The sequence below is a fragment of the Geodermatophilus sp. SYSU D00766 genome (assembly GCF_054049915.1).
In genome coordinates this window covers 108429-134852 of record NZ_JBJGYI010000002.1, presented here as the reverse complement: position 1 = coordinate 134852, position 26424 = coordinate 108429, and the positions used below count along the sequence as shown (strand labels likewise).

The 26424-nt window shown below is 77.0% G+C and carries 32 protein-coding genes and 1 riboswitch; of the genes, 10 read left to right on the top strand and 22 right to left on the bottom strand.

The annotated features are described in order from the left end of the window. Positions 1 to 7: 7 nt before the first annotated feature. Positions 8 to 418 (top strand): plastocyanin/azurin family copper-binding protein, encoded by a 411-nt coding sequence (locus ACI8AD_RS02605; protein ID WP_456869002.1) that lies wholly within the window; start codon positions 8 to 10, stop codon positions 416 to 418. A gap of 3 nt (positions 419 to 421) precedes the next feature. Then, positions 422 to 1603 carry a MarP family serine protease gene (locus tag ACI8AD_RS02600; RefSeq protein ID WP_456869001.1) on the top strand — a complete coding sequence of 394 codons (1182 nt, stop codon included), beginning with the start codon at positions 422 to 424 and terminating at the stop codon, positions 1601 to 1603. Between the two features lie 9 nt (positions 1604 to 1612). Here ACI8AD_RS02600 and ACI8AD_RS02595 read toward each other — a convergent pair whose 3' ends face one another. The 3 genes from ACI8AD_RS02595 to acs all read right to left on the bottom strand — a co-directional run bounded on the left by ACI8AD_RS02595 (position 1613) and on the right by acs (position 5253). Next, entirely contained in the window at positions 1613 to 2449 is an 837-nt protein-coding gene (locus ACI8AD_RS02595; RefSeq protein ID WP_456869159.1) for an alpha/beta fold hydrolase, read from the bottom strand. 152 nt (positions 2450 to 2601) lie between these two features. Further along, a complete protein-coding gene (locus ACI8AD_RS02590) occupies positions 2602 to 3105 on the bottom strand; it encodes a phage holin family protein (RefSeq protein WP_456869000.1) in 504 nt (167 codons plus the stop codon). A gap of 195 nt (positions 3106 to 3300) precedes the next feature. Further along, on the bottom strand, positions 3301 to 5253 hold the full coding sequence (gene acs / locus ACI8AD_RS02585) for an acetate--CoA ligase (RefSeq protein ID WP_456868999.1): 1953 nt from the start codon (positions 5251 to 5253) through the stop codon (positions 3301 to 3303). A gap of 120 nt (positions 5254 to 5373) precedes the next feature. Here acs and ACI8AD_RS02580 point away from each other — a divergent pair, with 120 nt between their 5' ends. Next, positions 5374 to 6078, top strand: a complete 705-nt coding sequence (locus ACI8AD_RS02580) for a (2Fe-2S)-binding protein (protein ID WP_456868998.1) — start codon at positions 5374 to 5376, stop codon at positions 6076 to 6078. Between the two features lie 7 nt (positions 6079 to 6085). Here ACI8AD_RS02580 and hflX read toward each other — a convergent pair whose 3' ends face one another. The 3 genes from hflX to ACI8AD_RS02565 form a co-directional block, all read right to left on the bottom strand. Beyond that, positions 6086 to 7261 (bottom strand): GTPase HflX, encoded by a 1176-nt coding sequence (hflX, locus tag ACI8AD_RS02575; RefSeq protein ID WP_456868997.1) that lies wholly within the window; start codon positions 7259 to 7261, stop codon positions 6086 to 6088. Positions 7262 to 7324: 63 nt separating this feature from the next. Next, positions 7325 to 8377, bottom strand: coding sequence for an S-adenosylmethionine:tRNA ribosyltransferase-isomerase (locus ACI8AD_RS02570; protein WP_456868996.1), 1053 nt, complete (start codon positions 8375 to 8377; stop codon positions 7325 to 7327). Further along, positions 8374 to 9099: an SDR family NAD(P)-dependent oxidoreductase gene (locus ACI8AD_RS02565; RefSeq protein WP_456868995.1), complete on the bottom strand. Its 726-nt coding sequence runs from the start codon at positions 9097 to 9099 to the stop codon at positions 8374 to 8376. Before ACI8AD_RS02565 ends, ACI8AD_RS02570 begins: the two co-directional genes overlap by 4 nt. A gap of 47 nt (positions 9100 to 9146) precedes the next feature. On the opposite strand from ACI8AD_RS02565, the gene soxR reads away from it, so the two are divergent. Both soxR and ygiD read left to right on the top strand, forming a co-directional pair. Then, positions 9147 to 9653 carry a redox-sensitive transcriptional activator SoxR gene (soxR, locus tag ACI8AD_RS02560; protein ID WP_456868994.1) on the top strand — a complete coding sequence of 169 codons (507 nt, stop codon included), beginning with the start codon at positions 9147 to 9149 and terminating at the stop codon, positions 9651 to 9653. Between the two features lie 35 nt (positions 9654 to 9688). Continuing rightward, positions 9689 to 10540: a 4,5-DOPA-extradiol-dioxygenase gene (gene ygiD / locus ACI8AD_RS02555; RefSeq protein WP_456868993.1), complete on the top strand. Its 852-nt coding sequence runs from the start codon at positions 9689 to 9691 to the stop codon at positions 10538 to 10540. A 40-nt stretch (positions 10541 to 10580) separates the two neighbouring features. Here the strand turns inward: ygiD and ACI8AD_RS02550 are convergent, their stop codons facing one another. From ACI8AD_RS02550 to ACI8AD_RS02490, 13 genes are all read right to left on the bottom strand, one after another. Beyond that, the gene (locus ACI8AD_RS02550) at positions 10581 to 10856 is read right to left on the bottom strand and encodes a helix-turn-helix transcriptional regulator (RefSeq protein WP_089406067.1); all 276 of its coding nucleotides are present in this window, start codon (positions 10854 to 10856) and stop codon (positions 10581 to 10583) included. Continuing rightward, positions 10853 to 11707 (bottom strand): ABC transporter permease, encoded by an 855-nt coding sequence (locus tag ACI8AD_RS02545; RefSeq protein WP_456868992.1) that lies wholly within the window; start codon positions 11705 to 11707, stop codon positions 10853 to 10855. The genes ACI8AD_RS02550 and ACI8AD_RS02545 overlap by 4 nt, the downstream gene beginning before the upstream one ends. Further along, on the bottom strand, positions 11704 to 12642 hold the full coding sequence (locus tag ACI8AD_RS02540; RefSeq protein WP_456868991.1) for an ABC transporter ATP-binding protein: 939 nt from the start codon (positions 12640 to 12642) through the stop codon (positions 11704 to 11706). Before ACI8AD_RS02540 ends, ACI8AD_RS02545 begins: the two co-directional genes overlap by 4 nt. A 79-nt stretch (positions 12643 to 12721) precedes the next feature. Next, entirely contained in the window at positions 12722 to 13927 is a 1206-nt protein-coding gene (cobA, locus tag ACI8AD_RS02535; protein ID WP_456869158.1) for a uroporphyrinogen-III C-methyltransferase, read from the bottom strand. Positions 13928 to 13974: 47 nt separating this feature from the next. Next, positions 13975 to 15051 carry an Rv2231c family pyridoxal phosphate-dependent protein CobC gene (gene cobC, locus ACI8AD_RS02530; RefSeq protein WP_456868990.1) on the bottom strand — a complete coding sequence of 359 codons (1077 nt, stop codon included), beginning with the start codon at positions 15049 to 15051 and terminating at the stop codon, positions 13975 to 13977. After that, positions 15048 to 15395 carry a cobalamin biosynthesis protein gene (locus ACI8AD_RS02525; protein WP_456868989.1) on the bottom strand — a complete coding sequence of 116 codons (348 nt, stop codon included), beginning with the start codon at positions 15393 to 15395 and terminating at the stop codon, positions 15048 to 15050. Before ACI8AD_RS02525 ends, cobC begins: the two co-directional genes overlap by 4 nt. Beyond that, positions 15386 to 16240 carry an energy-coupling factor ABC transporter ATP-binding protein gene (locus ACI8AD_RS02520; protein ID WP_456868988.1) on the bottom strand — a complete coding sequence of 285 codons (855 nt, stop codon included), beginning with the start codon at positions 16238 to 16240 and terminating at the stop codon, positions 15386 to 15388. The genes ACI8AD_RS02525 and ACI8AD_RS02520 overlap by 10 nt, the downstream gene beginning before the upstream one ends. After that, positions 16237 to 16971, bottom strand: a complete 735-nt coding sequence (gene cbiQ / locus ACI8AD_RS02515; RefSeq protein ID WP_456868987.1) for a cobalt ECF transporter T component CbiQ — start codon at positions 16969 to 16971, stop codon at positions 16237 to 16239. Before cbiQ ends, ACI8AD_RS02520 begins: the two co-directional genes overlap by 4 nt. Beyond that, positions 16968 to 17276: an energy-coupling factor ABC transporter substrate-binding protein gene (locus ACI8AD_RS02510; protein ID WP_456868986.1), complete on the bottom strand. Its 309-nt coding sequence runs from the start codon at positions 17274 to 17276 to the stop codon at positions 16968 to 16970. Before ACI8AD_RS02510 ends, cbiQ begins: the two co-directional genes overlap by 4 nt. Then, positions 17273 to 17968, bottom strand: coding sequence for an energy-coupling factor ABC transporter permease (locus ACI8AD_RS02505; RefSeq protein WP_456868985.1), 696 nt, complete (start codon positions 17966 to 17968; stop codon positions 17273 to 17275). Before ACI8AD_RS02505 ends, ACI8AD_RS02510 begins: the two co-directional genes overlap by 4 nt. Next, positions 17955 to 19337, bottom strand: a complete 1383-nt coding sequence (locus ACI8AD_RS02500) for a cobyrinate a,c-diamide synthase (protein WP_456868984.1) — start codon at positions 19335 to 19337, stop codon at positions 17955 to 17957. Before ACI8AD_RS02500 ends, ACI8AD_RS02505 begins: the two co-directional genes overlap by 14 nt. Then, positions 19334 to 19948 carry a cob(I)yrinic acid a,c-diamide adenosyltransferase gene (gene cobO / locus ACI8AD_RS02495; protein ID WP_456868983.1) on the bottom strand — a complete coding sequence of 205 codons (615 nt, stop codon included), beginning with the start codon at positions 19946 to 19948 and terminating at the stop codon, positions 19334 to 19336. Before cobO ends, ACI8AD_RS02500 begins: the two co-directional genes overlap by 4 nt. Continuing rightward, positions 19948 to 21996: a putative cobaltochelatase gene (locus ACI8AD_RS02490; protein ID WP_456868982.1), complete on the bottom strand. Its 2049-nt coding sequence runs from the start codon at positions 21994 to 21996 to the stop codon at positions 19948 to 19950. The genes cobO and ACI8AD_RS02490 overlap by 1 nt, the downstream gene beginning before the upstream one ends. 58 nt (positions 21997 to 22054) lie before the next feature. Next, positions 22055 to 22137, bottom strand: a riboswitch (cobalamin riboswitch). 104 nt (positions 22138 to 22241) lie between these two features. Here ACI8AD_RS02490 and ACI8AD_RS02485 point away from each other — a divergent pair. The 4 genes from ACI8AD_RS02485 to ACI8AD_RS02470 are packed head-to-tail and all read left to right on the top strand — an operon-like array spanning position 22242 to position 24376. After that, on the top strand, positions 22242 to 22688 hold the full coding sequence (locus ACI8AD_RS02485) for a hypothetical protein (protein WP_456868981.1): 447 nt from the start codon (positions 22242 to 22244) through the stop codon (positions 22686 to 22688). Beyond that, positions 22685 to 22978 (top strand): transcriptional regulator, encoded by a 294-nt coding sequence (locus ACI8AD_RS02480; RefSeq protein WP_456868980.1) that lies wholly within the window; start codon positions 22685 to 22687, stop codon positions 22976 to 22978. The genes ACI8AD_RS02485 and ACI8AD_RS02480 overlap by 4 nt, the downstream gene beginning before the upstream one ends. Continuing rightward, positions 22975 to 24042, top strand: a complete 1068-nt coding sequence (locus ACI8AD_RS02475) for an AbrB family transcriptional regulator (RefSeq protein WP_456868979.1) — start codon at positions 22975 to 22977, stop codon at positions 24040 to 24042. Before ACI8AD_RS02480 ends, ACI8AD_RS02475 begins: the two co-directional genes overlap by 4 nt. 31 nt (positions 24043 to 24073) lie before the next feature. Further along, positions 24074 to 24376: a hypothetical protein gene (locus ACI8AD_RS02470; RefSeq protein WP_456868978.1), complete on the top strand. Its 303-nt coding sequence runs from the start codon at positions 24074 to 24076 to the stop codon at positions 24374 to 24376. A 4-nt stretch (positions 24377 to 24380) separates the two neighbouring features. Here ACI8AD_RS02470 and ACI8AD_RS02465 read toward each other — a convergent pair whose 3' ends face one another. Then, on the bottom strand, positions 24381 to 24890 hold the full coding sequence (locus ACI8AD_RS02465; RefSeq protein WP_456868977.1) for a type II toxin-antitoxin system PemK/MazF family toxin: 510 nt from the start codon (positions 24888 to 24890) through the stop codon (positions 24381 to 24383). Between the two features lie 160 nt (positions 24891 to 25050). On the opposite strand from ACI8AD_RS02465, the gene ACI8AD_RS02460 reads away from it, so the two are divergent. Beyond that, positions 25051 to 25248: a hypothetical protein gene (locus ACI8AD_RS02460; protein WP_456868976.1), complete on the top strand. Its 198-nt coding sequence runs from the start codon at positions 25051 to 25053 to the stop codon at positions 25246 to 25248. 36 nt (positions 25249 to 25284) lie between these two features. On the opposite strand, the gene ACI8AD_RS02455 is transcribed toward ACI8AD_RS02460, so the two are convergent. Beyond that, positions 25285 to 25710, bottom strand: coding sequence for a VOC family protein (locus tag ACI8AD_RS02455; RefSeq protein WP_456868975.1), 426 nt, complete (start codon positions 25708 to 25710; stop codon positions 25285 to 25287). 98 nt (positions 25711 to 25808) lie between these two features. After that, positions 25809 to 26414 carry an MSMEG_1061 family FMN-dependent PPOX-type flavoprotein gene (locus tag ACI8AD_RS02450; RefSeq protein ID WP_456868974.1) on the bottom strand — a complete coding sequence of 202 codons (606 nt, stop codon included), beginning with the start codon at positions 26412 to 26414 and terminating at the stop codon, positions 25809 to 25811. Between the last annotated feature and the right edge of the window lie 10 nt (positions 26415 to 26424).

Below are 26424 nucleotides of genomic sequence, written 5' to 3'. Positions count from 1 at the left end.
GGCCGTCGTGGTCGCTGCCGCGGCGGTCCTGCTCGCCGGCTGCGGGTCCGGGGACGGCGGGTCCGCCGCGGCGACGCCGTCGGCCGATCCGTCGCTGGGCACGGTCACCCTCGCCGAGGACGGCGTCCAGGAGGTCACCATCGAGACCCCCGACGACTACGTGTTCGTCCCCGACGCCTTCGCCGTCGACCCCGGCCGGGTGCGGCTGACCGTGACCAGCACCGCCGAGCAGATGACCCACAACCTGCGGTTCCGGCCCGACGCCGGCCCGGAGGAGATCACCGAGGAGATCCCGCTGCTCGCGCCGGGCGAGAGCCGGACCATCGAGTTCGAGGTCACCGCGCCCGGCGAGCACCCCTTCGACTGCACCTTCCACGTCCAGCTCGGCCAGTCCGGCGTCATGACGGTGCGCGGCTGAGCCATGTCGCTGGTCGACGTCGTCCTCATCGGGCTCGCGGTGGTCTTCGCCTTCTCGGGCTTCCGCCAGGGCCTGCTGGTGTCGGCGACGTCGTTCCTCGGCTTCCTCGGCGGCGCGGTGCTCGGCGCCCAGCTGTCCGGCCCCGTCGCCGACCGGCTCGACAGCACGCCGGTGACCCGGGTGTTCGCCGCCCTCGTCGTCGTCCTGGCCGGCGCGCTGCTCGGGCAGCTCGTCGCCGGTGCGGTCGGGCGGGCGGTGCGCCGCCGGGTCACCTGGGAGCCGGCCGAGGTGCTCGACTCCGTCGCCGGCGCCATCCTGTCCGCGGTCGCGGTGCTGCTCGTCGCCTGGATGGTCGCCACGCCGCTGGCCAGCGCACCGTTCCCGCAGGTGGCCGGCCAGGTGCGCCAGTCCGCGCTCGTGCAGGCGGTGGACGAGGTGGTGCCCGGCAGCGTGCGGGCGGTCTACGACTCGCTGCGGGAGGCGATCGACCGGCGCGGGCTGCCCGACGTCCTCGACCCGCTGACCCCCACGCGGGCCCGGGAGGTCGACACGCCCGACCAGGCGCTGGCGGGCAGCCCCGTCGTCGACCAGGTGAGCGGCTCGGTGGTGAAGATCAGCGGCATCGCGCCGTCGTGCTCGCGGCAGATCGACGGGTCCGGCTTCGTGTACGCGCCCGGCCGGGTGATGACCAACGCCCACGTGCTCGCCGGCGTGACCGACCCGGTGGTCGAGGCCGAGGGCCAGGAGTACGAGGCGACGGCGGTGTACGTCGACCAGGAGGTCGACGTCGCGGTGCTCGCCGTGCCGGACCTGCCGCAGGTGCCCCTCGCCTTCGCCGGGCAGGTGTCCGACACCGGCGACGACGCGATCATCATGGGCTACCCCGGCGGCGGGCCGCTGTTCATCGGCCCCGCCCGCATCCGTGACCAGGGCCCGATCAGCGGTCCGGACTTCCGCAACACGCAGACCGTGCAGCGCGACGTCTACGCGCTGCGCGGCGAGGTGCGGGCCGGCAACTCCGGCGGGCCGCTGTTCGACCCCACCGGCCAGGTGCTCGGCGTGGTGTTCGCCTCGGCGATCGACGACCCGAGCACCGGGTACGCGCTGACCGCGCAGCAGGTGGACCCGGCCGCACGGGCGGGCGCGGTCGCCACCGCGCCGGTCGACACCGGCCCCTGCGAGTAGCGGCCCCCGTCAGGGCACCGCCCCGAGCTGGCGAGGGGTGGGGGGGAGGGGGTCCCTACCCCAGTCCCTGATGGCGGTGGCGACGTCGGCGGCGGCCTCCTCCTGCGGGAAGTGACCGATGCCGGGCAGCTCCCGCCACTCGTAGGCGCCGGCCACGTAGCGGCCCGAGCCGCGCGCGGTCCGCGGCAGGACCAGCGGGTCCCGCCCGCCGTGCAGCTGCAGGGTGGGTGCGGTGACCGGGGCGGCCATGCGGCGGGCGTAGCGCAACCCGTCGGGACGCACCTGCGAGCGGCCGGCCCAGCGGAAGTACTCCATCGACCCGTAGGCCGCCTGGGGGATCCGCGCCGCGGACCGGTAGCGCTCGACGGCCTCGGCGAAGTCGGCGGTGTGCGTCCACTCCGGTCCGGCCCAGCGGCGCAGGAAGTCCGCGACCGGGTCGTCGTCGGTGCGGGTCAGCCGCCGCTCGGGCAGCCGGGGCAGCTGGAAGCGCAGGACGTGGCGCAGCGCCCGCCGCTGGGCGGGGTCGCGCAGCCCGGCCCGCAGCAGCCGCGGGTGGGCCATCGAGACGACGACGAGCCGGCGGACGCTGCGCGGGTGCAGCGCGGCCATGGTCCAGGCGACCAGCCCGCCCCAGTCGTGGCCGACGACGACGGCGTCCCGCTCGCCGAGGGCGCGCACCAGGGCCGCGACGTCGCTGGCCGCCGTCGGCAGGTCGTAGCCGCGCGGCGGCTTGTCGCTGGCGCCGTAACCGCGCAGGTCGGGGGCGACGGCGCGGAAGCCCGCGTCGGCGAGGACCGGCAGCTGCGCCCGCCAGGTCCACCAGTACTGCGGGAACCCGTGCAGCAGCAGGACCAGCGGCCCCTCGCCGGCCTCGGCCAGGTGCAGCCGGACGCCGTTGGCCGAGGCGTCCCGGTGCAGCCAGGGACCGGGCAGCAGGACGCTGGTCGCGTCGGGCCGCTCGTCGGCGGGGACGCCCCCGGGCCGCCCGCTCGCGCCGCTCAGACCAGGTAGGAGTCGGGGGAGCGCCGCTCGACGCGCCCGTTGCTGACCGTCGGCAGCGCGCGGCGGCGGGTGCCGGGGGTCTCGCGGTGCATGACCTCGGGCAGCTCGCGCAGCGACTCCAGGGTCCGCTCGGGCTTGTCGATCTTCTTGAGCATCCGCATGCCGATCAGCCCGGCCACGGCGGCGACCGCCAGCAGGCCGACCGTGACGATCAGGTAGGACACCCAGCGGGGCAGGCCCAGCCAGGTGAACAGCTCGGCGAGCATGACGAACAGGAAGAACCCGGCGAAGGCGAGCAGCGCGCCGGCCGCCCCGAACAGCCCGGCGCTGACGCCGGCCTTCTTCGCCGAGCGGGTGACCTCGGCCTTGGCCAGCTCGATCTCGCCGCGGATCAGCGTGGAGACGTCGGCCATGGCGCTCTGCACCAGCGACCCCACCGAGGGCTCGTCGCTGACGGCATGCCGCCCGGCGGACTGGGTGGACGACGCGCTGTGGGCCACGGGGGCTCCTCCCTGGTCGGGCTCGTCGGGTCGGCCGCCGGAGGCGACCTGACGGTGATCGTCCCCCATGATCGCCGCGCCCGCGCCCCGGCGTCCCCCGGGGGTGCGTCCGGGGCGGGTGGCGAGGCAGTGGAAGCTCTCCCCACGTCCTGGGTGCCCCGGACGTGGGGAGAGCTTCCTATGCCTGGTGCGGGCTCAGCCGTCCGAGGACGAGGACGCCGGCAGCTTCTCCTTGATCAGGTTCATCACCGAGTCGTCGGTCAGCGTGGTGACGTCGCCGAGCTCCCGGTCCTCCGCGACGTCGCGCAGCAGCCGCCGCATGATCTTCCCCGAGCGGGTCTTGGGCAGCTCCTGCACGACCATGATCTGCCGCGGCTTGGCGATCGGGCCGATGTCCTTGGACACGTGCGTGCGCAGCTGCTGGACGAGGTCGTCGCCGGAGTCCTGCGCGCTGCCGCGGAGGATCACGAACGCGACGATGCCCTGCCCGGTGGTCGGGTCCGACGCGCCGACGACCGCGGCCTCGGCGACGGCGGGGTGCGCCACCAGCGAGGACTCGACCTCGGTGGTGGAGATGCGGTGCCCCGAGACGTTCATGACGTCGTCGACGCGGCCCAGCAGCCAGACGTCGCCGTCGGGGTCCTTCTTGGCCCCGTCGCCGGCGAAGTAGACCTCCTTGCCGAAGCGCGACCAGTAGGTGTCGACGTAGCGGTCGTCGTCGCCCCAGATGGTGCGCAGCATCGACGGCCACGGCGCGGTCAGCACCAGCAGCCCCGTGGAGTCGTCGCCGAGCTCGTTGCCCTCGTCGTCGACGACCTTGGCCGAGATGCCGGGGAACGGGGTCTGCGCGGAGCCCGGCTTGAGGTCGGTCACGCCCGGCAGCGGGGTGATCATGTGCGCGCCGGTCTCGGTCTGCCACCAGGTGTCGACGACCGGGCAGCGGCCCCCGCCGATGTTCTGGTGGTACCAGAGCCACGCCTCGGGGTTGATCGGCTCGCCGACCGAGCCGAGGACGCGCAGCGAGGTGAGGTCGAAGCCGGCCGGGATGTCCTCGCCCCACTTCATGAACGTCCGGATCACCGTGGGCGCGGTGTAGAGGATCGAGACGCGGTACTTCTCGATCAGCTCGAACCAGCGGCCGCGGTGCGGCGTCTCCGGCGTCCCCTCGTACATCACCGACGTCGCCCGGTTGGCCAGCGGGCCGTAGACGATGTAGCTGTGGCCGGTGACCCAGCCGACGTCGGCCGCGGTCCAGTAGACGTCGCTGTCGGGCTTGAGGTCGAAGGTCGCCCAGTGCGTGTAGGCGACCTGGGTCAGGTAGCCGCCGGAGGTGTGCAGGATGCCCTTCGGCTTCGCCGTCGTGCCCGACGTGTACATGATGTAGAGCGGGTGCTCGGCGTCGAAGGACTCGGCGGTGTGCTGCGGCGACTGCCGGTCGACGACGTCGTGCCACCACAGGTCGCGGCCCTCGGTCCACTCGACGTCCTGCTCGGTCCGCCGGACCACCAGCACGTTGCGGACGCCCTCGGTGCGGGTCAGCGCGTCGTCGACGGCGGGCTTGAGGGCGCTGGGTGCGCCGCGCCGGTAGCCGCCGTCGGCGGTGATCACCACGACGGCGCCGGCGTCGGTGATCCGGCTGGCCAGCGCGTCGGCGGAGAAGCCGCCGAAGACGACCATGTGGACGGCGCCGATGCGGGCGCAGGCCAGCATCGCCACGATCGTCTCGGGGATCATCGGCATGTAGATGGCGACCCGGTCGCCGGCCTGCACGCCGAGCTCGAGCAGCGCGTTGGCCGCCTTGCAGACCTCCTCGGTCAGCTGGGCGTAGGTGAGGGTCCGGGTGTCGCCGGGCTCGCCCTCCCAGTGGTAGGCGACCTGGTCGCCGTACCCGGCCTCGACGTGCCGGTCGAGGCAGTTGTAGGCGACGTTGAGCTTCCCGCCCACGAACCACTTCGCGAACGGGGGGTTGCTCCAGTCGAGGACCTGGTCCCAGTCCTGGGTCCACGTGAGCCGGCGGGCGGCCTCCTCCCAGAACGCCAGGCGGTCGGCCTCGGCGCGCTCGTAGACGTCCGGGCCCACGTTCGCCGACGCGGCCAGCTCCTGCGGGGCCGGGAAGCGGCGGCCCTCCGACCCGTTCGACTCGCTCACGTGTGCTCCTCCCGTGTCGTGGCCGGCGCACCGCCGGCGGGCGGCGTGTCCTGGCACACACCGTAGGGCCCCGACGACGCCGGGGTCAGGCCGTGCCACAGGCTGCACCAGACTGGCCCGGTGGACGGCGGACCGCAGGCGGCCGTGGCGGCCCGGGTGCCCGGTGCCGCCGGTCTGGGCCTGCTCGCGCCGCCCTCGGCCCGCCCGCTGCCCGCGCGGCTGCTGGCCGACCCGGGTTGGACGGCCGACCGGGTCACCGCGCTCGGCCGCCGGTACCGCAGCGACGACCGCCGGGCCCTCGCCACGGTCTGGTGGTACTCGGCGTCGGCGGTGCTGCTGACCCCGGTGGCCGCGGGGCTGGCGACCGGGCGCCCGCTGTCGGCGCGGCTGGCCGACACCACCGTGTACGAGGTCGGGGGGACCCTGCTCGCCGGGGTCTCGGCGGCGCCGTCGGGACCCGACCCGGCGGGGGACCTGCGCGACGCGCTCACCGCCGTGGTCGCCGCCGTCGCCGCGGCGGGCGGTGTGCGGGAGCGGCCGCTGTGGGCGGTGGCCACCGACTCGCTGGCCGGCCGGCTGCTGGCCCTCGGCCGCGCGCTGGGCGACGTCGCGTCGGTGACCGCGCTGGCCGCACGGGTGGCCGCCGCGGTCGGGGCGCCGATGCCGGTGCCGCGCTACACCGACGTCGGCGGCACCCGCTTCGTCCGCCGGGTCTCCTGCTGCCTGCTGCTGCGGCTGCCCGGGCAGCCGACGTGCACCGCCTGCCCGGCCCGCCCGCCGGAGCAGCGCCGGGTGCTCCTGGAGGACGCCGCCGGCCTCTGGTGAGCCGGCCTCACCGGGCCAGCGCGCGGGCGATCGCCGCCTGCAGGTCCTCGATCCCCTCGCCCGTCGCCGCCGAGACCGGCACCGCGTCCGGGTAGGCGGTGCGCAGCCCGGCGAGCCACCCGGCCGGCGCGACGTCGACCTTGTTGAGCGCCAGCAGCTCCGGGTGCTCGCGCGCCCCGATCTCGTAGAGCACACCACGCACCGCCGTCACCTGGGCCATGGCGTCGGGCGCGGAGGCGTCGACGACGTGCAGGACGAGGTCGGCCTCGACCACCTCCTCCAGCGTGGCCCCGAAGGCGTCGACCAGCTGGTGGGGCAGGTGGCGGACGAAGCCGACCGTGTCGGTGAGCGTGTAGTGCCGGCCCTGGGGGGTGCGGGCCTCGCGGACCGTGGGGTCCAGCGTGGCGAACAGCGCGTCCTGCACCAGGACGTCGGCGCCGGTCAGCCGGTTGAGCAGCGCCGACTTCCCGGCGTTGGTGTAGCCGGTGAGCGCCACCGACGGAACCCGGTTGACCCGGCGGCGGCTGCGGGTGCGCTGCCGCCGGGCGGCGGTCTGCTGCACCTGGCGCCGCAGCAGGGTGATGCGGCGGCGCAGGTGGCGGCGCTCGCTCTCCAGGCGCTGCTCGCCCGGCCCGCGGACACCCGTCCCGGCCCCGCCCGCGGTGCGGCCGCCGCCGATCCGCGAGAGCTCCGTCCCCTGTCCGCGCAGCCGCGGCAGCTGGTAGGCCAGCTGGGCGAGCTCCACCTGCGCGCGACCCTCGCTGCTGCGGGCGTGCTGGGCGAAGACGTCGAGGATCAGCGCGGTCCGGTCGACCACCCGGGTGCCGACCCGGTCCTCGAGGTTGCGCACCTGTCCCGGCGAGAGGTCGCCGTCGGCGATGACCAGCCCGGCGTCCTTCTCCGCCACCAGCCCGGCCAGCTCGGTGACCTTGCCGGAGCCGAGGTAGGTGGCCGGGTCGGGCCGCTCCCGGGCCTGCACCATCCGTCCCACCACGGCGACGCCGTCGGTGTCGGCCAGCCGCTCCAGCTCGTCGAGCGGGTCCGCCGGGTCCCCGTCGCCGCCGCCCTGCGCGCGCAGACCCAGCAGCACCGCCCGCGGCGGCTCCCCGTCGGGGGCCCTCCCGGCGCCGCCCCCGCTCGCCGTGCCATTCCCTGCCGTCCCGAGCAGCCACGCGCCTGGCATCCCGGCCTCCCGGCCGTCGTCGCCGGGGAGGAGGGCCGTGCTGACCCGGTCGTCCCGACCCCGTCAGCCTCGCCGGTGGGCTGCCGGCCCGCCACCGGGGAGGAGCAGCATCGAGTCGCCGAACTCGTGCCAGAGGTACCCGCCGTCGACGGCGGCCCGGTAGCCGCGGGCGACCAGCTCGGGTCCGGCGACCGCCTCGAGCAGGAGCACGTGGCTGGCCTCGGGCTCGTGCAGGCCGGTGAGCAGCCCGGTCACCGCCCGGGCCGGGCGGTCGGGGCCCAGGACGAGGTCGGTCCAGCCCCCGCCGGGCCGGGTGACGCCGTCATCACCGGTCACCGTCTCCAGCGCCCGGGTGACGGTGGTGCCGACGGCGACCACCCGCCGCCCGGCCGCCCGGGTCGCGGTGACCAGCCGGGCGGTGACCTCGGGGACCCGGTAGCGCTCCGGGGCCGGCGGCTCGTGCAGCTCCGGGCTGGAGACCCCGGCGTGCAGGACGAGCGGGACGACCGGGACGCCGCGCGCCATCAGCCGCACGAGCAGCCGGTCGGTGAACGGCCGCCCGGCGCTGGCGTTCTCCGCGCTGCCCGGCTCGGTGGCGTAGACGTTGCGGACGTCGGCCAGGGACACCGGCGCGGCGAGGTGGGCGTAGTGCACCGGCCGGCCGTACCGGGCCAGGTAGGCGGGCACCCCGACCGCCGGGGTGGCGTGCGCCCGCCACAGCCGCCGGGGCGCCGCCGGGTCCGGGAACCCGTCGCGCAGCACCAGGCGCACGCCGCCGGGCAGGTCCAGCGCGGCGCCGGGCTCGAGCCCGGTCTCGGGACCGTCGTCGGTCGGGCGGCGCACCTCCACCACCCAGGAGCCGTCGTCGAGGGTGGTCGAGACGTGCAGCGGGGTGGTCGCGCCGTCGGCCCGCCGGGCGGTCAGCCGGGCCGGGAGCGTGGCGGAGGTGTTGACCACCAGCAGGTCGCCGGGCTCGAGCAGGTCGGGCAGGTCGGTGAAGCGCGCCGACGTGGTGCGGCCGGGCCCGACCGCCAGCAGCCGGACGCCGTCGCGGGTCAGCCCGCGGCGCTCCGGCGGGGCGGTGGCCGGCGCCCCCATCGGCAGGACCGCGGTCACGAGCGCACTGCCGTGGCGAGCTCGGCGACGCGGACGCGGGGGCCGGTGACGTCGCCGTCGAGCACCCGCAGCAGCGCCGGGGCGACGTCCTCCGGCGCGGCGAGGTCCGCCGGGTCGGCACCGGGGTCGGCGGCCGCGTGCATGTCGGTGGCCATGTCCCCGGGGTCGACGGCGAGGACGCGCAGCCGCGGGTGCTCGACGGCGAGGACGGCGGTCAGCAGGTCCAGCGCCGCCTTGGTCGCGCCGTAGCCGCCCCAGCCCTCGTAGGCCTCGACGGCGGCGTCGCTGGTGACCGTGACGACGGTGCCGCCCGCCCGCTCCAGCGCCGGCAGCACCGCCTGGACCAGCGCCAGCGGCGCGACGGTGTTGACCCGGAGCAGGTCCTCCAGCGCCGCCGGGTCGAGGTCGGCCAGCCGCGGCAGCGGCGTGGGCCCGAGCGCGGAGGCGTTGGCCACCAGCAGGTCGAGGGAGTCGCCGGCCGCGGCGGCCAGCGCGGCGCGGTGCGCGGGGTCGGCGACGTCGCCGGGGACGGCGGTGACCAGGTCGGGGCGGGGGAGGGCCGCGACGGCGGCGGCGAGCCGGGCGGCGTCGCGGGCGTCGACGACGAGCCGCCAGCCGCGGCGGGACAGCTCGGTGGCGAGGGCGAGACCGAGGCCGCGGGAGGTACCGGTCACCAGGGCGGTGGGAGTCATGGCGGTGGGAGTCATGGCGGTGGGTGTCATGGCGCTACGCTGTGATGTGAAGGCGACTTGAGGTCAAGGGGGCCGGCGTGGAGTTGCTCGCGATCGGGGAGGTGGCCGCGCGCTCGGGCCTGGCGCCGTCGGCGCTGCGCTACTACGAGGCCGAGGGGCTGGTGGCGGCCGAGCGCACCGCCGGCGGCGCGCGGCGCTACCCGCGCTCGGTGCTGCGGCGGCTGGCCTTCGTGCGCGCCGCGCAGAACGTCGGCCTGTCGCTGCCGGAGATCCGCGAGGCGCTGGCCTCCCTCCCGGAGGGGCGCACGCCGTCGGCCCGCGACTGGGAGCGGCTCTCCCGCGGCTGGCGGGACCGGCTCGACGAGCAGATCGCGGCCCTGGTGCAGCTGCGCGACGGGCTGTCGTCCTGCATCGGCTGCGGCTGCCTGTCGCTGACCTCGTGCGGGCTGTCCAACCCCGGGGACGCTGCCGCCGCGGAGGGCCCCGGTGCCCGCCGGCTGTCCCCGGTGCTGCGCCGGCTGCCCCCGGCCGGTCGCGCCGGGGCACAGGCCGCGCCTCGCGGACCCGCGCCCGGGAGGCGATGATCGCGGCGGGACCGCACCGGAGGAGGGAGAGCCGGATGACCCTGATGCCTGCCGCCTTCATCGGCCACGGCAACCCGATGAACGCGCTCGAGCGCAACCGCTACACCGAGGCCTGGCGGGCGCTCGGCCGCGCGGTGCCCCGCCCGCGCGCCGTGCTCGTCGTCTCGGCGCACTGGTACGTCCACGCCACCGCGGTCACCGCGATGCCCCGGCCGCGCACGATCCACGACTTCTTCGGCTTCCCGCCGGAGCTGTTCGGCGTGGAGTACGCCGCCCCCGGCCTGCCGGAGCTGGCCGAGCAGGTGGCCGACGTCGTCTCCCCGACCTGGGTGGGTGCCGACCTCGACAGCTGGGGCCTCGACCACGGCGCCTGGTCGGTGCTCGCGCACGCCTTCCCCGACGCCGACGTGCCGGTCGCCCAGCTGTCGATCAACGCGCTCAAGGGCGCCGACTACCACCTGCAGATGGGTGCGGCGCTGGCCCCGCTGCGGGAGGACGGCGTCCTGGTGGTCGGCAGCGGCAACGTGGTGCACAACCTCGGCGGGGTCAGCCGGGCCATGCCCGACGCCGGCTTCGACTGGGCGCAGCGCTTCGACGAGGCCGCCCGGGAGCTGATGCTCGACGACCCCGCCGCCATCGCCCGCCTCGACGGGCACCGCGACTTCGACCTCGCCGTCCCCACGCCCGACCACTTCCTGCCGCTGCTGTACGTGGCCGGTATGGCCGGCGCGACCGGGACGACGGCGGAGGTGCTGGTCGACGGCTACGCCTACGGGTCGCTGTCGATGACCTCCTACACCGTGGGCATGTCGGCGCCCGCGACCGACGGCAACGGGTTCGCCGCACCGCTGCCCGAGGAGCCACCGCCCGACGGCGCCAACATCTAGGAGGCCCCCTCGGCGGGGGCACGGGGGCCGCTCCGTCACCTCAGCCCGCGGCGGCGGGCGGCTCGCCGGGTGCGGGGCGGGCGGTGTCGCTGATCCGCGGGAACGGCCGGGTGGAGAAGACCACCTCCACCGGCAGCCCGAAGAACTCCGCGATGCGCAGCGCCAGGTGCAGGCTCGGGTTGTACTCGCCGCGCTCGAGGTAGCCGACCGTCTGGTAGTGGACGCCGAGGGCGTCGGCGAGCTCCCGCCGGGTCACGCCCTGCTCCGCGCGCAGCAGCGCGATCCGGTTGTAGACCGCGTCGCGGTCGCCGCTCACCGGACCCACTGCGCCGCCGCGTCCCGGGCCGCGGCCACCTGCGAGCCGGACTGGCGGCGGGCCATCCGCCGCAGCACCCGCGGGGTGATCAGCAACCCGGCCACCGCCCACGCGGCGAGGACGAGCACGGTCGTCCCCGTGCGCCAGGAGTCGCCGAGCTCGACGGCGGCAGCGGAGTCCGGGAGGAAGGCCGAGCGCATGCCCAGGCCGATCCAGTAGGTCGGGAAGACCTGCGCGACGCCCTGCACCCAGCCCCACAGCGCCTGGACGGGGAAGAAGATCCCGGAGATCGCGGTGACCACGATGACCGGCAGCATCCCCCAGGTGGTCACCTTCTGCGTGCTCGGTACCAGCGAGCCGATGACCATGCCCAGCGGCAGGGTGGCCAGCAGCCCGAGCGCGACCACCCAGGCGACGGTGAGCCAGCCCTCCGCGCCGCGCTCCATGACCCCGTCGAAGAGCAGGAAGCTCGGCACCAGGATCACCAGCAGCATCGGCAGCAGCCCCAGCGAGTGGTAGACCAGCTGCCCGGTCACGTACCCCTGCATGCCGTGCGGCAGCGCCTTGTGCCGCAGCAGCGTGCCGTCCTCGCGCTCCATCGCCAGGGAGAACGCCGGGCCGACCACCACGCCGAAGGCGAGCAGGGCGGCGAGGACGCTGGGCAGGCTGTAGGCGACCAGCGAGATGCCGGTGCCCTCGAGCTGCTCGTCCCGGTTGAACCACAGGTACAGCAGCGTGGCGCCGCCCACGAAGAGGTAGAAGCCCTGGTCCTGCGGGCTGCGGAGGCTGAGCAGGAACTCCGTCCAGCCGCGCCGGACCCCGAGGCCCAGGGCGGTGCGGGTGGCGCTCACCGGGTCACCTCCACCAGCGCCGGCGCGCTGCCGGCGCCGGCCTCGAACCGCTGCACCATCGCCAGGTAGGTGTCCTCGAGGCTGGCGTGGCGGACCTCGAGGTCGGTGAGCGCGTCGCCGTGCTGCTCGAACAGCCCCCGGACGAACGCGACGACGTCGTCGGTGGCGTGCACGAAACGCTCCCGGCCGCACGCCCAGCGGACCTCGGAGGTGCCGGCCACCTGGCGGGTCAGCGCGTCGGGGCTGCCGTCGGCGACGATCCGGCCGTCGGCCAGGACGAGGATGCGGTCGGCCAGCCGCTCGGCCTCGGCCAGGTCGTGGGTGGTGAGCAGGATGCTGGTGCCCTCCAGGTCCGACAGCCGGTGCACCAGGTCGTGGAAGTCGCGGCGGGCCTGCGGGTCGAACCCGGCGGTCGGCTCGTCGAGGAAGAGCAGCTCGGGGCGGCCGACGATGCCGACGGCGACGTCGAGGCGCCGCCGCTGGCCGCCGGAGAGGGTGCCGATCCGGCGGTCGGCGAACTCCGTCATGCCGACGACCTCGAGCAGCCAGTCGACGTCGTAGGGCCGTGGCCGCTCCGGCGTCGCGTAGGGGGCGTAGTAGCCGCCCAGCTGCCCGAGCAGCCGGCGCGGGGTCCAGCGGGCGTGGTCGCGCCAGGACTGCAGCACCACGCCGACGCGGGCCCGCCAGGCGTCGTCGGCCCGGGCCGGGTCGGCGCCGAGCACCCGCACGTGCCCGGCCGAGGGCAGCCGGAAGCCCTCGAGGACCTCGATGGTGGTGGTCTTGCCGGCGCCGTTCGGGCCGAGCAGGCAGACGACCTCGCCCGCGGAGACCGTCAGGTCCACGCCGGTGAGGACCTCGGTGCTGCCGTAGCTCATCCGCAGGTCGCGGACCTCGACGACCCGGTCGTCGTCGGGCGGGGGAGCGGGACGCGGCATCGTCGCCTCCGGGGACGCTGGACGGTGCAGCAGATAGTAGGACTGCTACATCCGCAGCGCCAGTGCTGCTGATGTCCTGTCAGGCGTCTCCCAGCCGGGGAGCGAGGCCGACGACGTCGCCGACCACCCACACCGCCGGCGGGCGGACGCCCTCCTCGGCGATGGCCGCCGCGAGGCCGGCGAGGGTGGTGCGCACGACCCGCTGGGTCGGGGTGGAGCCGTCGGCGACCACCGCGACCGGGGTGTGCGGCGCGCGGCCGTGCTCGACCAGCGCCGCCGCGATCGCACCGGCGGTGTCGACGCCCATGAGCACCACGACCGTGCCGCGCAGCCGGCCCAGCGCCGCCCAGTCGACCAGCGACTGCGGGTGGCCGGGCGGCACGTGCCCGGAGACGACGACGAACTCGTGGGTCAGCCCGCGGTGGGTGACCGGGATGCCGGCGAGGCCCGGGACCCCGATCGCGCTGGTCACGCCGGGCACGACCTCGACCGGCACGCCCGCGGCCACGCACGCCTCGAGTTCCTCCATGCCGCGGCCGAAGACGAACGGGTCGCCGCCCTTGAGCCGCACCACCCGCTTGCCGGCCAGCGCGTGCTCGACCAGCAGCGCGTTGATCTGCTCCTGCGCCATCGACCGCCCGCGCGGCAGCTTCGAGGCGTCGATGACCTCGACCTCCGGCGGCAGCGAGGCCAGCAGCGACTGCGGCGCCAGGTGGTCGGCCAGGACGACGTCGGCCTGCGCCACGGCCTGCTGCCCGCGCACGGTGACCAGGCCGGGGTCGCCGGGGCCGCCGCCGACCAGGACGACGCTGCCGACCCGGGGACCCAGGGGGGAGCGGGCGGCTCGGTCGCGGATGCTGCCGTCGGTGAGCCCGGCGACGACGGCGTCGCGCACCCCGACCGCCCGCTGCGGGTCGCCGCCCCCGTGCACGCCGACGACGAGGTCGCCCTGCCGGCCGACGGCAGGGGTCCACACGCTGGAGGCCGAGCGGTCGTCGGCGCGGGCGCAGAAGACCCGCAGCCGCTCGGCCTCCTCGGCCACCGCGGCGTTGACGGCGGGGTCGTCGGTGGCGGCCACCGCGTACCAGGCGCCGTCGAGGTCGCCGGGGACGTAGCGGCGGCGCACCCAGGTCATCGAGCCGGGCTCGACCAGCGCCTCCAGCGCGGGGGTGACCTCCGGGCTGACCACGGTGACCCGCGCGCGGGCCTCGAGCAGGCCGGCGACGCGGCGGTGGGCGACCGACCCGCCGCCGACGACGACGACGCGGCGGTCGAGCAGCCGCAGTCCGACGGGGTAGACGACGCCGGACGCGGGGTCGACGGGCGTGGCGTTCAGCGGTGCTCCTCCGGGACGGCGGCCGGCAGCGACGTCGTCGTCGGCAGCGGACCAGGGACCTCGGCCCCCAGGATCCCAGCGAGGTCGGCGGCGAACGCACGCGAGGTCGCCGGGTCGCGCACGGCGACCCGGAGGTGGTCGGGCGACAGGCCGGGGAAGGTGTCCCCGCGGCGCACCGCCCAGCCGCGCTCGCGCAGCGCCGCGCGCACCCGCGCCCCGCCGGGGACGCGCAGCAGCACGAACGACGACCGCGGCTCCCCGACGACGACGCCGGGCGGCAGGGCGGCCAGCAGGGCGGCGCGGTGCACGGCCAGCTCGCGGGCCGCCGCGTCGGCCTCCGCGCGGGCGGCGGGGGTGGTGCAGGCGGCCAGCGCGGCCAGCGCCGGCGAGGACACCGGCCAGTGCGGCTGCGCGGCGGCCAGCTCCCGGACGAGGCCGGCCGGCCCGAGCAGGTGGCCGACCCGCAGGCCCGCCAGCCCCCACGTCTTGGTCAGGCTCCGGACGACGACCAGGCCGGGCAGGTCGGTGCGCCCGGCCAGCGACCCCGGCTCGCCGGGCACGGTGTCGGCGAAGGCCTCGTCGACGACCAGCACCCGCCCGGGCCGGGCCAGCGCGGCGACGTCGTCGGCGGGGTGGAGCACCGACGTCGGGTTGGTGGGGTTGCCGAGGACGACCAGGTCGGCGTCGTCGGGGACCGCGCGCAGCCGGTACCCGGGCGGGTCGAGCAGCAGCCGCTCGACGCGGTGCCCGGCCGCCCGCAGCGCCGCCTCCGGCTCGGTGAACGACGGGTGCACCACGACCGCCCGCCGCGGCCGCAGCGCCCGCGCCAGCAGCACGAAGGCCTCGGCGGCGCCGGCGGTGGGCAGCACCTCGGCGGGGTCGCGGCCGTGCGCGGCGGCCACCGCGGCGCGGGCCGGGCGCAGGTCGGGGTAGGCGGCGACGTCGTCGAGGGCGGCGGCCAGCACCGCCCGCAGCCACGGCGGCGGGGTGCCGGCGCGCACGTTGACGGCGAGGTCGACCAGCCCGGGGGCCAGCTCCAGGTCGCCGTGGTGGTCGAGGTCGACGTCGCTCACGCGGACACCGCCACGGTCACCCGCCCGCGGACCGTCTTGGGCACCACCAGCCGCGCGCCGCCCACCAGCGCCGCGGCCTCGGCCACCGACGGCGTGCCCACCGCCGCGGCCACCCGAGCCGACGGCGACGGGACCGCGATCCCCGCGAGGACCGCCGCGGGGTGTCCGGTCAGTGCCCAGCCGCGGGCCGCCGCCGCGCCCGCCAGGCCCGGCTCGGCGGCGCGCACGTCGAGGGTGGCCAGCCGGGCCACCCGGGCACCGGCGGGCAGCACCGCGTCGACGGCGGCGAGCACCTCCTGCGCCGAGACCCCCGGCACCGCGCCGACGCCGACGGTCACGTCCACGGGACGACGCCGGGGCGGTCGGGGAGGGCGGCGAGCAGCGCGGCGGCGTCGCGGGGGAGCGGGCCGTCGTCGGGGAGCAGCCCGAGCGCGCGCAGCCGGACGCCGACGGTGAGCGCCCAGGGCCGGTCGAGGCGGGCGCGGGCGAGCAGGCCGTCGTCGGCGAGGAGGTCGGCGGGCGCGCCCTGCACCACCCGCCGGTCGACGACGACGGCGACCTCGTCGGCCCAGCGCAGCGCGAGGTCGACGTCGTGGGTGCTCATCACCACCGTCGACCCCGACGCCTGCAGCCGCTCCAGGGCGGCCAGCGCCTCGGCGACGGCGGAGGGGTCGAGACCGGCGGTGGGCTCGTCGAGCAGCAGCACGCACGGGCGCATGGCCACCGCGCCGGCGATCGCCACGCGCTTGCGCTCGCCGTAGGAGAGCTGGTGGGTGGGCCGGGCGGCCAGCGCGTCGACGGCGAGCAGCGCCAGCGCCTCGGCCACCCGCGCGCGGACGGCGTCCTCGGGCAGGCCCAGGTTGAGCGGGCCGAAGGAGACGTCCTGCGCCACCGAGGCGCTGAACAGCTGGTCGTCCGGGTCCTGCAGCACCAGCTGGACCTCCTGCCGGTGCGTCCGCAGCCCACCGCGGGTGTACCGCAGCAGCTGCCCGTCGACGGCGACCGCGCCGGCGTCGGGGCGCAGCGCGCCGGACAGGCAGCGCAGCAGCGTCGTCTTGCCCGAGCCGTTGGCGCCGAGCAGCGCCAGCCGGCGGCCCGCGGGGACGGTGAGCGAGGCGCCGTCGAGGACCCGCCGGCCCCGCTCGTAGCCGACGACCAGCCCCTCGGCGGCCAGCGTCCGGTGGCTCACGCCAGCACGCCCACGGCGACGAGCGCGGCGAGCCCCGCGGCGGTGGCGGCGAGGAAGCCCCGCGACGAGGGCCGGGACTCCGGCAGCACCCGCAGCCCGGTCTCCAGGCCGCGGCCGGCCAGGCCCTCCTGCAGCCGGCGGGCGCGCTGCCACGAGCGGGTGAGCACCGCGGCGGCGAGCGCGCCCGAGGACCGGTAGGAGCGCCGCCACGTCGAGTGCCCCATCCGCGCGGTCTGCGCCTCGCGGATGGTGCGCACGCTCTCCAGCAGCACGAACAGCATCCGGTAGGTCACCCCGGCGACCTCGACCACCGCGGCCGGCACGCGCAGCCGCCGCAGCGCCGCGAGCAGGTCGGTCACCGGCGTGGTGGTGGCCAGCAGCAGCACCGCCGCGCCGCCGGCGACGGAGTGCCCGACCAGCTCCCCGGCGCGGGCGGCCGCGCCCGGCGCCCAGCCGACCCCGCCGCCGTCGACCGAGACGACGGCGGTCAGCGCGCCGGTCAGCACGAACGCCAGCGGCCAGCGCACCGCGCGGCCGAACGTGCGGGCCGGCACCCGCGCCGGGCCCAGCGCCAGCACGACGGCGGCCAGTGCGACCAGCACGCTGCCCGGCCACGCGGGCAGCACCAGGGCGCAGACCACCAGGCCGGCGCACAGCAGCAGCTTGTCGACCGGCGAGCGGGTGCGCCACGCGCTGGCCCAGGCGGCGTCGTCGACCGCCAGGCCGGTCACGGCCCCTCGGCGGGCGGGGTCGTCTCGCGCGCGGCCCGCCGGCCGCGCAGCCGGCCGAGGACGTAGCCGAGCACGCCGCCGCCCAGCGCCGCCTGCAGGGCGAACAGCCCCGACTCCACCTCGGCCGACGACGGGCTGAACACCGACTCGAACCACGGGGTGTAGCCCGACTCCTCGATGGCCTCGGTGGCCGCGCCGTCGGTGCCGGCGTAGTCCGACGCCCCGCCGTCGAGCACCAGCGGGAGGGCGAACAGCGCCACCACCGCGAGCACCAGCAGCGCGGTGACCAGCCGCCGGCGGGTCACCGCGCCTCCTCCGCCGGCTCCTGCGCGGCGGCCGGGCGCAGCACGCCGAGGCGCTCGAGCTCGGGCCGGGCGTTGACGGTGAGCACCCGGAACAGCAGCACGCCGAGCAGGCCCTCGCCGACCGCGAGCGGCACCTGGGTGAGCGCGAAGACCCCGAGGAACTTGCCGGCGGCGCCGAGCACGCCGCTGGCGGCGTCGGGGAAGGCCAGCGCCAGCTGCAGCGACGTCGTGACGTAGGTGGCCAGGTCGGCCAGCGCGAGGGCGACGAACACGCCGGGCAGCAGCCCGGCGCCCAGCGCCCGGGTCAGCCGGTAGGCGCCGTAGCCGGCCCACGGGCCGACGACGGCGAAGGCGAAGGCGTTGGCGCCGAGCGTGGTGAGCCCGCCGTGGGCGAGCAGCAGCGCCTGGAACAGCAGGACGACGGTGCCGAGCAGCGCCATCACCGGGGGCCGGAACAGCACCGCCCCGGCGCCGGTGCCCGTCGGGTGGCTGGAGCTGCCGGTGACCGAGGGCAGCTTGATCGCGCTGAGCACGAAGGTGAACGCGCCGGCCGCGCCGAGCAGCAGCGTGGACTCGGGGTGCTCGCGCACCTCCCGCACCACCGCGCGGGCCCCGTGCACCACGAACGGCGCGGCCGCGACCGTCCAGCCGACGGCGTGCGGTGCCGGGAGGAACCCCTCAGCGATGTGCATGCCGTACCCCTTCCGGCACGGCCGCCGCGCAGGCGGCCACGAACCGTTCGGCCAGCGCGGGGCTGCCCGCGCGGTTGAGGTGCAGGTAGGAGGCGTGCACCGAGCCCGCGACGAAGCCCTCGGGCCCACCCGCCGACCACTGCCAGGCCGGGGTGGCGCCGGCGGGCGGGTCGGCGGCGGTGCGGTGGAACTCGTGCCCGCGCACCCGGGTGCCGGCCGGGGCCAGCACGCTGTCGGTGAGCGCGACGGCGGCGCGGTAGCCCAGGGTCAGCCGCGGCGTCATGCGGGTGGCGACGTCGAGGACGCCGCACATCGGGGCGCCGTCGAGCTCGCGGGAGAGGTAGAGCAGCCCGGCGCACTCGGCCGCGACCGGCCCGCCGCGGGCGGCCAGCGCGGCGACGTCGGCGCGCAGCGTCTCGTTGGCCGACAGCGCGTCGGCGTAGACCTCGGGGAAGCCGCCGCCCACGACCAGGCCGGCGGTGCGCTCGGGCAGGGCCTCGTCGCGGAGCGGGTCGACGGTCACCACCTCGGCGCCGGCCGCGGTGAGCAGCTCGGTGTCCTCGGCGTAGCCGAAGGTGAACGCCGGCCCGCCGGCGACGGCGATCCGCGGCCGCCCGGGCACCGGCGTCACCTCGGCGGCGGGGTCCCAGGGGGTTGCCGGCAGGGGCGGGGCGGTGCGGGCCAGCCGCACGACGGCGTCGAGGTCGACCCCGGCGGCGACCACCTCGCCCAGCCGCCGGACGGTGGCCAGCGCCTCGGCCGACCGCTCGGCCGCCGGCACCAGGCCCAGGTGCCGCGACGGCGTGGCCAGCGCCTCCACCCGCCGCAGCGCGCCGAGCACCGGCACCCCGGCGGCGCCGAGGGCCTCGCGCAGGATCGCCTCGTGCCGGTCGCTGCCGACCCGGTTGAGCACCACCCCGCCGATGCGGACCGCCGGGTCGAACGTGGCGAACCCGTGCACCAGCGCGGCGACGCTGCGCGCCTGCGACGAGGCGTCGACGACGAGCACGACCGGTGCCCGCAGCAGGCCCGCGACGTGCGCGGTCGAGGCGAAGCCGGGCTCGACGGTGGGGTGGGTGGCGCCGTCGAACAGGCCCATCACGCCCTCGACGACGGCGACGTCGGCCCCGCGCGCGCCGTGCAGGAACAGCGGCGCGATCCGCTCCTCGCCGACCAGCCAGGGGTCGAGGTTGCGGCCCGGGCGGCCGGCGGCCAGGCCCGCGTAGCCGGGGTCGATGTAGTCCGGGCCGACCTTGTGCGGGGAGACGGTGTGCCCGCGGGCGGTCAGCGCCGCGACCAGGCCGGTGGTCACCGACGTCTTGCCCGCGTTGCTGCTCGGGGCGGCGACCACCACGCGCGGGACGCTCACCACTCGATCCCCCGCTGGCCCTTCTGGCCGGCGTCCATCGGGTGCTTGACCTTGGTCATCTCCACGACCAGGTCGGCGGCGTCGACCAGCGCCTGCGGCGCGTTGCGCCCGGTGACGACGACGTGCTGCGTGCCCGGCCGGTGCACCAGCGTCTCGACGACGTCGTCGACGTCGACCCAGCCCCACGTCAGGGGGTAGGTGAACTCGTCGAGGACGTAGAAGCGGTGGGCCTCGGCGGCCAGGTCCCGCTTGATCTGCGCCCAGCCCTCGGCGGCGTCGGCGGCGTGGTCGACCTCGGTGCCCTGCCGGCGCGACCAGCTCCAGCCCGAGCCCATCTTGTGCCAGACCACGGGCCCGCCCTCGCCGGTCTGCTCGTGCAGCCGGCCCAGCGCGGTGAGCGCGTTCTCCTCGCCCACCCGCCACTTGGCGCTCTTGACGAACTGGTAGACCGCGATCGGCCAGCCCTGGTTCCACGCGCGCATGGCCATGCCGAACGCGGCGGTGGACTTGCCCTTCATCTCGCCGGTGTGCACGGCGAGCAGCGGCCGGTTGCGCCGCTGGCGCGTCGTCAGCCCGTCCTGCGGGGTGACCGCGACCTGCCCCTGCGGCATCAGGCGGCCCTCGCGCTGCGCACGGTCTGCGCCAGCGACTCGGCGGCGAGCTCTTCCAGCCGCAGCGTCCGCGCGCCCAGGTGGGCGCCGAGGACCCCGGCCAGCCCGAGCCGCACGGGCCCCGACTCGCAGTCGACGACGACGGCCGCGGTGTCGCCGGCGGCCAGCCGCTGTGCCGCGGCGTGCGCCGTCGCGAGCGCGTCGGAGCCGCGCGCGCCGGTGGCCCGCCCGTCGGTGACGACGACGAGCAGCGGCCGCCGGCGCGGGTCGCGCACCCGCTCCACGCGCAGCACGTCGGCGGCGCGCAGCAGGCCCGCGGCCAGCGGGGTCCGCCCGCCGGTGGGCAGCTCGCGCAGCCGGGCCGCGGCGGCCTCCACCGACCAGGTGGGCGGCAGCGCGAGGTCGGCGTCGGTGCCGCGGAAGGTGACCAGGCCGACCTTGTCGCGCCGCTGGTAGGCGTCGAGCAGCAGGGACAGCACCGCCCCCTTGACCGCGGCCATCCGCGAGCGCGACCCCATCGAGCCGCTCGCGTCGACGACGAAGAGCACGAGGTTGCCCTCGCGGCCCTCCAGCGTGGCCTGGCGCAGGTCCTCGCGGGCGATCCGCAGCCCGGGGCCGGTGCGGCCGCGCGCCGCCTGGTGCGGTGCGGCGGCCAGCACGGTGTCGACCAGGTGCAGCCGCGTCACCGGCCCGCCGGGGCGCACCGACCCGACGACGCGGCCGCGCTCGGCGCGCGCCCTCGACCGCCGCCCGGCCGCGCCGGCGCCGATGCCGGGCACCTCCAGCCGGCGCGCGCGGAAGGGGTCCGACGGCGCGACCGCGGCCCGCTCCCGCACGGGCGCGCACCCGCCGCCGTGCCCCTCCCGGCCCTGCCCCCGCTGGTCGAGATCGCGCGATCTCGGCGGTTCCGGGGCGGCGTCGCCGTCGAGATCCCGCGATCTCGACGGGTCGTCCGCGGGACCGTCGCCGGCGGGCGGGGGAGCGCCACCGCCGGGGCCGTCCGGGGGCGGGTCGCCGTCGGGGCCGTCGTCCGGACCGTCGTCGGGGCGGGCGTCCTCGAGCGCCTGCTCGAGGGTGTCGTCGTCGATGCCCGGCGTGTCGAACGGGTCGCGCCGCCGGCGGTGGGGGAGCGCGAGCCGGGCGGCGACGCGGACGTCGTCCTCGGTCACCGCGTCGCGGCCGCACCAGGCGGCGTGCGCGATCGCGGTGCGGGCGGTGACCAGGTCGGCGCGCAGCCCGTCGACGTCGAAGGCGGCGCAGACGGCGGTGACCTGGCGCAGCGCGTCGTCGGAGAGGACCACCTGCGGCAGCCGGGCGCGGGCCTCGGCGATGCGGCGCGCCAGCCCGGCCTCCTCGGCCGCCCACGCGGCCGTGAACCCGGCCGGGTCGGCGTCGTACGCGAACCGGCGGCGCACCACCTCGGCGCGCTCGGCCGGGTCGCGCGGCGCGGCCACCTCCACGGTGAGCCCGAACCGGTCGAGCAGCTGCGGGCGCAGCTCGCCCTCCTCGGGGTTCATGGTGCCGACCAGCAGGAACCGCGCCGCGTGCCGCACCGAGACGCCCTCGCGCTCGACGTAGGCGGTGCCGAGCGCGGCGGCGTCGAGCAGCAGGTCGACGAGGTGGTCGTGCAGCAGGTTGACCTCGTCGACGTAGAGCACGCCCCGGTGCGCGGCGGCCAGCAGGCCCGGCTCGAAGGCCTTCACGCCCTCGGTCAGCGCCCGCTCGAGGTCCAGCGACCCGACGACGCGGTCCTCCGAGGCGCCCACCGGCAGCTCGACCAGCCGCGCCGGGCGGGTGTGCCCGGGGACGGCGTCGTGCGGGCCGTCGGGGCAGGCCGGGTCGGGGGCGGCGGGGTCGCAGGCGAACCGGCAGCCGGGCACGACGGCGACCGGCGGCAGCACAGCGGCCAGCGCGCGCACCGTCGTCGACTTCGCCGTCCCCTTCTCACCGCGCACCAGCACCCCGCCGATGGCGGGGGAGACGGCGTTGAGCAGCAGCGCCAGGCGCATGTCGTCCATGCCGACGACGGCGCCGAAGGGGTACGTCACGCGGCACGGGTCCTCTCCCCGGGTGTCCACGCCCGGAGGTGGCAGGAGGCGACGGCGGGAGTTCCTGACTCCCCGGTGCCTCCTGGTCGAGGTGCCGGGTCACAGTGGCGGGACCGCGCCGGAGTCGCACCGGGCTTCCTCCACTGCCGTCGCTGTGGCCCGGTCATGCAACCACGCGCCGGGCGGGGGAGACAGGCCGGGCCGTGACTTGACGGATCGGAAAGTCAGGGAGCAGGCTTTCCGGCATGGAAAGTCACGAGCTCGACCGGGACGCCGCCGCCGCGCAGCTGGACACGCTGCGGGCCGACCGGGCGGCGCTCGCCGACCGCGTGCTGCAGCCGTGGTGGTACGACGTCGCGCTCGGGCTGCTGCTGTTCGGCTTCCTGTCCTCCTACGCGCTGGACTCGCTGTGGGTGACGTTCCCGGCGCTGCTGCTGTTCGGGGCCGGGCTCGGGGCGCTGGTCTCGGCCTACCGGCGGAGGACCGGGGTGTGGGTCACCACCGGCGGCCCCGCGCTGACGGCCTGGGGCGCGATGGTGCTGCTGGTCCTGGTCCCGGCACTGGTCCTGTCCGAGGGCTTCGGCCGGCACGGGGCCATGGTGGTGGCCGGCGCGGTCCTGGGCATCGCGGTCGGGGTGCTCAGCCGGGTGTGGGGCCGCCGCTGGGTGGCCGAGCTGCGGAGGGGCCTGTGACCGCGGTCGCCCCGCACTTCGACCCCGTCATCCACCCCCCGCCCCGGTTGCAGGTCTGCGGGCTGCTCGCCGCCGTCGACACGATGGAGTTCGCCACCGTCCGCGACCGGGTCGGCGTGAGCGACTCGGTGCTGTCCAAGCACGTCCGGCAGCTCGAGGAGGCCGGCTACGTGCGGGTCAGCAAGGCGACCGTGGCCTCCCGGCAGCGGACCAGCCTGTCGCTGACCGGCGAGGGGCGGCGGGCGTTCGACGCCCACGTCGCCGAGCTGCGCCGCATCGCCGGTCTGTGAGGGCGCCGCGCCCCGACCCGCGCCTGCTGGCCGACGGTGCCCTGGTGGTCGCGGGCGGCGCCGTGGCGGCCGTCGTCCTCGACCGGGCCGGTGTCCCGTCCTCGGCGCTGTTCGGCGGGCTGCTGGCCGGGCTGGTCCGCGGGCTGGCCGGGCGCACCCCCGTCGACGTGCCCCGGGCCGGTCAGGCGGCCGCGCAGGCCGTCGTCGGGATCTCGATCGGCACGCTGGTCGACCCCGGCACCCTGGCCGCGATCGGGGAGGAGTGGGCGCCGGTCCTGCTGGTCACCCTCGCCACGCTGCTGCTCACCGTCGCCGCGGGGCTGCTGCTGCGGCTGCGGCCGGGCATCAGCCCGGTGACCGGCGCCTTCGCGATGATCGCCGGCGGCGCGTCCGGGATCACCGCGATGGCCCGCGACCTGGGCGCCGACGACCGGATGGTCGCCGTCCTGCAGTACCTGCGCGTGGTGCTGATCGTGGTGTCGCTGCCGGTGGTGGCGACGACGGTCTTCGGCGCCGACCCGGGCGCCGCCGTCGTCCCCGTGGGCCCGCCGGGGCCGGGGGAGCCGGCCGGGCTGCTGTTCACCGTGGCCTGCGCGCTGGCCGGCGTGCTGCTCGCGCGGCTGGTGCGGCTGCCGGTGCCGGCCCTGCTCGGCCCGCTGCTGGTGTCCGCCGCGGCCGACCTGTCCGGCGCCTCCCGCGGCGCGGAGGTGCCGGCGGCGGTCGAGGCGGCGGCCTTCCTGCTCATCGGCCTCGCGGTCGGCGTGCGGTTCACCGTGGCGAGCCTGCGCACCGTCGGCGGAGCGCTGCCGCTGGCCCTGGCGATCATCGTGGGGCTGGTCGCCGCCTGCGCGGGCCTGGGCCTGGTGCTGTCCGCGGCCACCGGCGTCAGCCGCCTCGACGGCTACCTCGCGACGACGCCCGGGGGCCTCTACGCCGTCCTGGCCACGGCCACCGGCAGCGGCGCCGACACCACCTTCGTCCTCGCCGTCCAGGTGCTGCGGCTGTTCGTGATGCTGCTCGCCGCACCGCTGGTGGCCCGGCGGCTGCGCCGCCGCCCGGGATGACGCCGGGCAGGAGGCGCCTACCCTCGACCGGGTGACCGCGCCGAGGGAGGAGACCGACCTGTCCGACGTCGACACCACCGAGCTGCCCGGCGACGCCGCGGCGACGGCGCAGGACGCCGTGCTGCTGTTCGTGGGCGGCCCGCTCGACGGGCGGGTGGAGATCCGCGCCGCACGTCACGGGGACCCGCTGCCCACGGTCACGCACGTGCACCTGCACGACGGCCCGAAGGTCGTCTCCCGCTACGACCTGCACCCGCTGCCCGGCCAGGCCGGCGTCTACCACCTCCGCCCGGCGGGCCCCCAGCCGCCCCGCGACCGCACCGCGGGCGGCTGACCCCTCACCAGCCCTGCAGCCGGCGGGCGGCGGCCACCACCCGGTCGAACACCGCCCGGTCCAGCGCCGCGCCCTCGCGCCGCACGTCCGCCGGGTCGAGCACCAGCAGCCGGTCCAGCCGCACCTCGCTCGGCCGGCCCTGCCGGTCCCACCCGCCGCTGCCGACGTCCATCCACGTGCGGCCGTGCCGGGCCTCGTCGGCGGCGTCGCGGTCGTGGTCCTTGCTGGTCAGCGCGAGGCCGACCAGGTCGGTCCCGCGCCGGCCGACCACGAGCACCGGGCGGTCCTTGCCCCGGCCGTCGCCCTCGTCGTAGGGCACCCAGGCCCACACCACCTCGCCGGGATCGGGCCGGCCGTCGGCCCGGGGGCGGTAGTCCGTGTCGATGCCCGGGCCCGCCGGTCCCGGCTGCGGAGCCCGGGGCGCCCGGCGGGAGGCGCGCCGCGGGCCGGCCGGCGCCGCGGCGGCCCGCACGAGGGAGAGGACGGCGTCCACGAGGCGGCGCGGTCGGCTCATGGCCGCACCGTACGGATCCGCCGGGGTCGGCGCCGTCACAGCCGTCTCGTTCGTCACACCGGTACCAATTCGCCCCGGTTCCGGTTCCGGAGCGTCGTTCCTGGGCACCATTGCGTCACGGGGCGCGCAGCAGACCGCTCCCCGGGAGAGGGGGGCTCCCATGACCTCGGCCCAGCCCGTCGTGGCCACCGTCCCGCTGGGGCGCGAACCACGCGCCAGCGTGCTCGCGGCCTTCCAGCTGGTGGAGGACGCGAGGTACCTCGGCACCGGCCGCGGGCCGCGGCGCCGGCGCACCCGCCGCATCGCCGAGCGGACCGTCGTCTCCCGGCGGCTCGCCCGCGACCTGCCGGTCTCGTAGCGGGTCCGGGGCGACCACGTCTCAGGCGACCACACCTCAGGCGACGCAGAACTCGTTGCCCTCGGGGTCGGCGAGCGTGGCCCACGTGTAGGGCCCCTGCGACTCCCGCCAGAGCTCGGTGGCGCCCATGCTGAGCAGCCGGGCCACCTCGGCCTCCCGCCGCTCGGCGCCCACGTGCACGTCGAGGTGTACGCGGTTCTTGACCGTCTTGGCCTCGGGGACCCGCTGGAACAGCACCCGCGGGCGGCCGGGGTCGGGGGAGGTGATGGCCGCGCCCACGGCCCACACCAGCCGGCCGCGGTGCGTGGTGGTGTCGGCCTCCGTGGCGTGCCCGGCCGCCACCGTCCGCCGGATGAACTCCTCGTCCTGGGGCTCCACCTGCCAGCCCAGCGCCTCGGCCCACCAGTCGGCCTGCGCGTGCGGGTCGGCCGAGTCGATCACCACCTGCACGTCCGTCGCCATGCCCCGCAGCCTGGCAGGCCGTGGTGACGTTCTGGACGGCCTGCCTGCAGGGGCCCGTCGCGAGCCTGCGAGCGGTGGGGGGGCAGGGAGGTCCTTCCTCAGAGCTCGAGGGCGAGCTCCGCGCGGATCGTCGCGTCGTCGGGCAGCGGCGTCTCGAGCCGGCAGTGGTCGCGGATCATGACGCCGAAGGGCGGCAGCGCGCCGCGGTCGATGCGGGCCGCCGGGTCCCACAGCCCCGAGCGCATGACCGCCTTGGCGCACTGCAGGTAGGCCCGCTGCACGGTGACGACCAGCAGCGAGCGCGGCGGCTTGCCGAACTCGGTGAGGTCGACGTCGAGGGCGTCGGCGGGGGCGAGCTCCCCGGTGCCGAAGACCTTGAGGGTCTCCTCCACGCCCGGCACGAAGAACAGCAGCGCCACCCGCGGGTTGACCGCGACCCGGCGCAGGCTGTCGAGCCGGTTGTTGCCCTGCCGGTCGGGCAGCACCAGGCGGTGCTCGTCGAGGACCCGCACGAAGCCCGGGTCGCCGCCGCGCGGGGAGATCTCCGGCCAGCCGTCGGCGTCGGCCGTCGACATCGTCAGGAACGGCGAGAGCCCGATGAAGGCGCGGCAGTGGACGTCGAGGTGGTCGATCTCCTTGTCCAGCACCAGCTGCGAGGGCGGGCGGTACCCCGCGAGGACCGGGTCGGTGCCGTCGTCGTGCATGCGCAGCACC

What these genes read in the sequence shown, in the direction of transcription:
- ACI8AD_RS02505 (WP_456868985.1), bottom strand. Translation starts at nt 17,968, where the DNA reads ATGCACATCGCTGAGGGGTTCCTCCCGGCACCGCACGCCGTCGGCTGG.
- ACI8AD_RS02455 (WP_456868975.1), bottom strand. Translation starts at nt 25,710, where the DNA reads ATGGCGACGGACGTGCAGGTGGTGATCGACTCGGCCGACCCGCACGCG.
- ACI8AD_RS02600 (WP_456869001.1), top strand. Translation starts at nt 422, where the DNA reads ATGTCGCTGGTCGACGTCGTCCTCATCGGGCTCGCGGTGGTCTTCGCC.
- cobO (WP_456868983.1), bottom strand. Translation starts at nt 19,948, where the DNA reads ATGCCGCAGGGGCAGGTCGCGGTCACCCCGCAGGACGGGCTGACGACG.
- ACI8AD_RS02460 (WP_456868976.1), top strand. Translation starts at nt 25,051, where the DNA reads ATGACCTCGGCCCAGCCCGTCGTGGCCACCGTCCCGCTGGGGCGCGAA.
- ACI8AD_RS02450 (WP_456868974.1), bottom strand. Translation starts at nt 26,414, where the DNA reads ATGCACGACGACGGCACCGACCCGGTCCTCGCGGGGTACCGCCCGCCC.
- ACI8AD_RS02485 (WP_456868981.1), top strand. Translation starts at nt 22,242, where the DNA reads ATGGAAAGTCACGAGCTCGACCGGGACGCCGCCGCCGCGCAGCTGGAC.
- ACI8AD_RS02565 (WP_456868995.1), bottom strand. Translation starts at nt 9,099, where the DNA reads ATGACACCCACCGCCATGACTCCCACCGCCATGACTCCCACCGCCCTG.
- ygiD (WP_456868993.1), top strand. Translation starts at nt 9,689, where the DNA reads ATGACCCTGATGCCTGCCGCCTTCATCGGCCACGGCAACCCGATGAAC.
- ACI8AD_RS02465 (WP_456868977.1), bottom strand. Translation starts at nt 24,890, where the DNA reads ATGAGCCGACCGCGCCGCCTCGTGGACGCCGTCCTCTCCCTCGTGCGG.
- hflX (WP_456868997.1), bottom strand. Translation starts at nt 7,261, where the DNA reads ATGCCAGGCGCGTGGCTGCTCGGGACGGCAGGGAATGGCACGGCGAGC.
- ACI8AD_RS02540 (WP_456868991.1), bottom strand. Translation starts at nt 12,642, where the DNA reads ATGCCGCGTCCCGCTCCCCCGCCCGACGACGACCGGGTCGTCGAGGTC.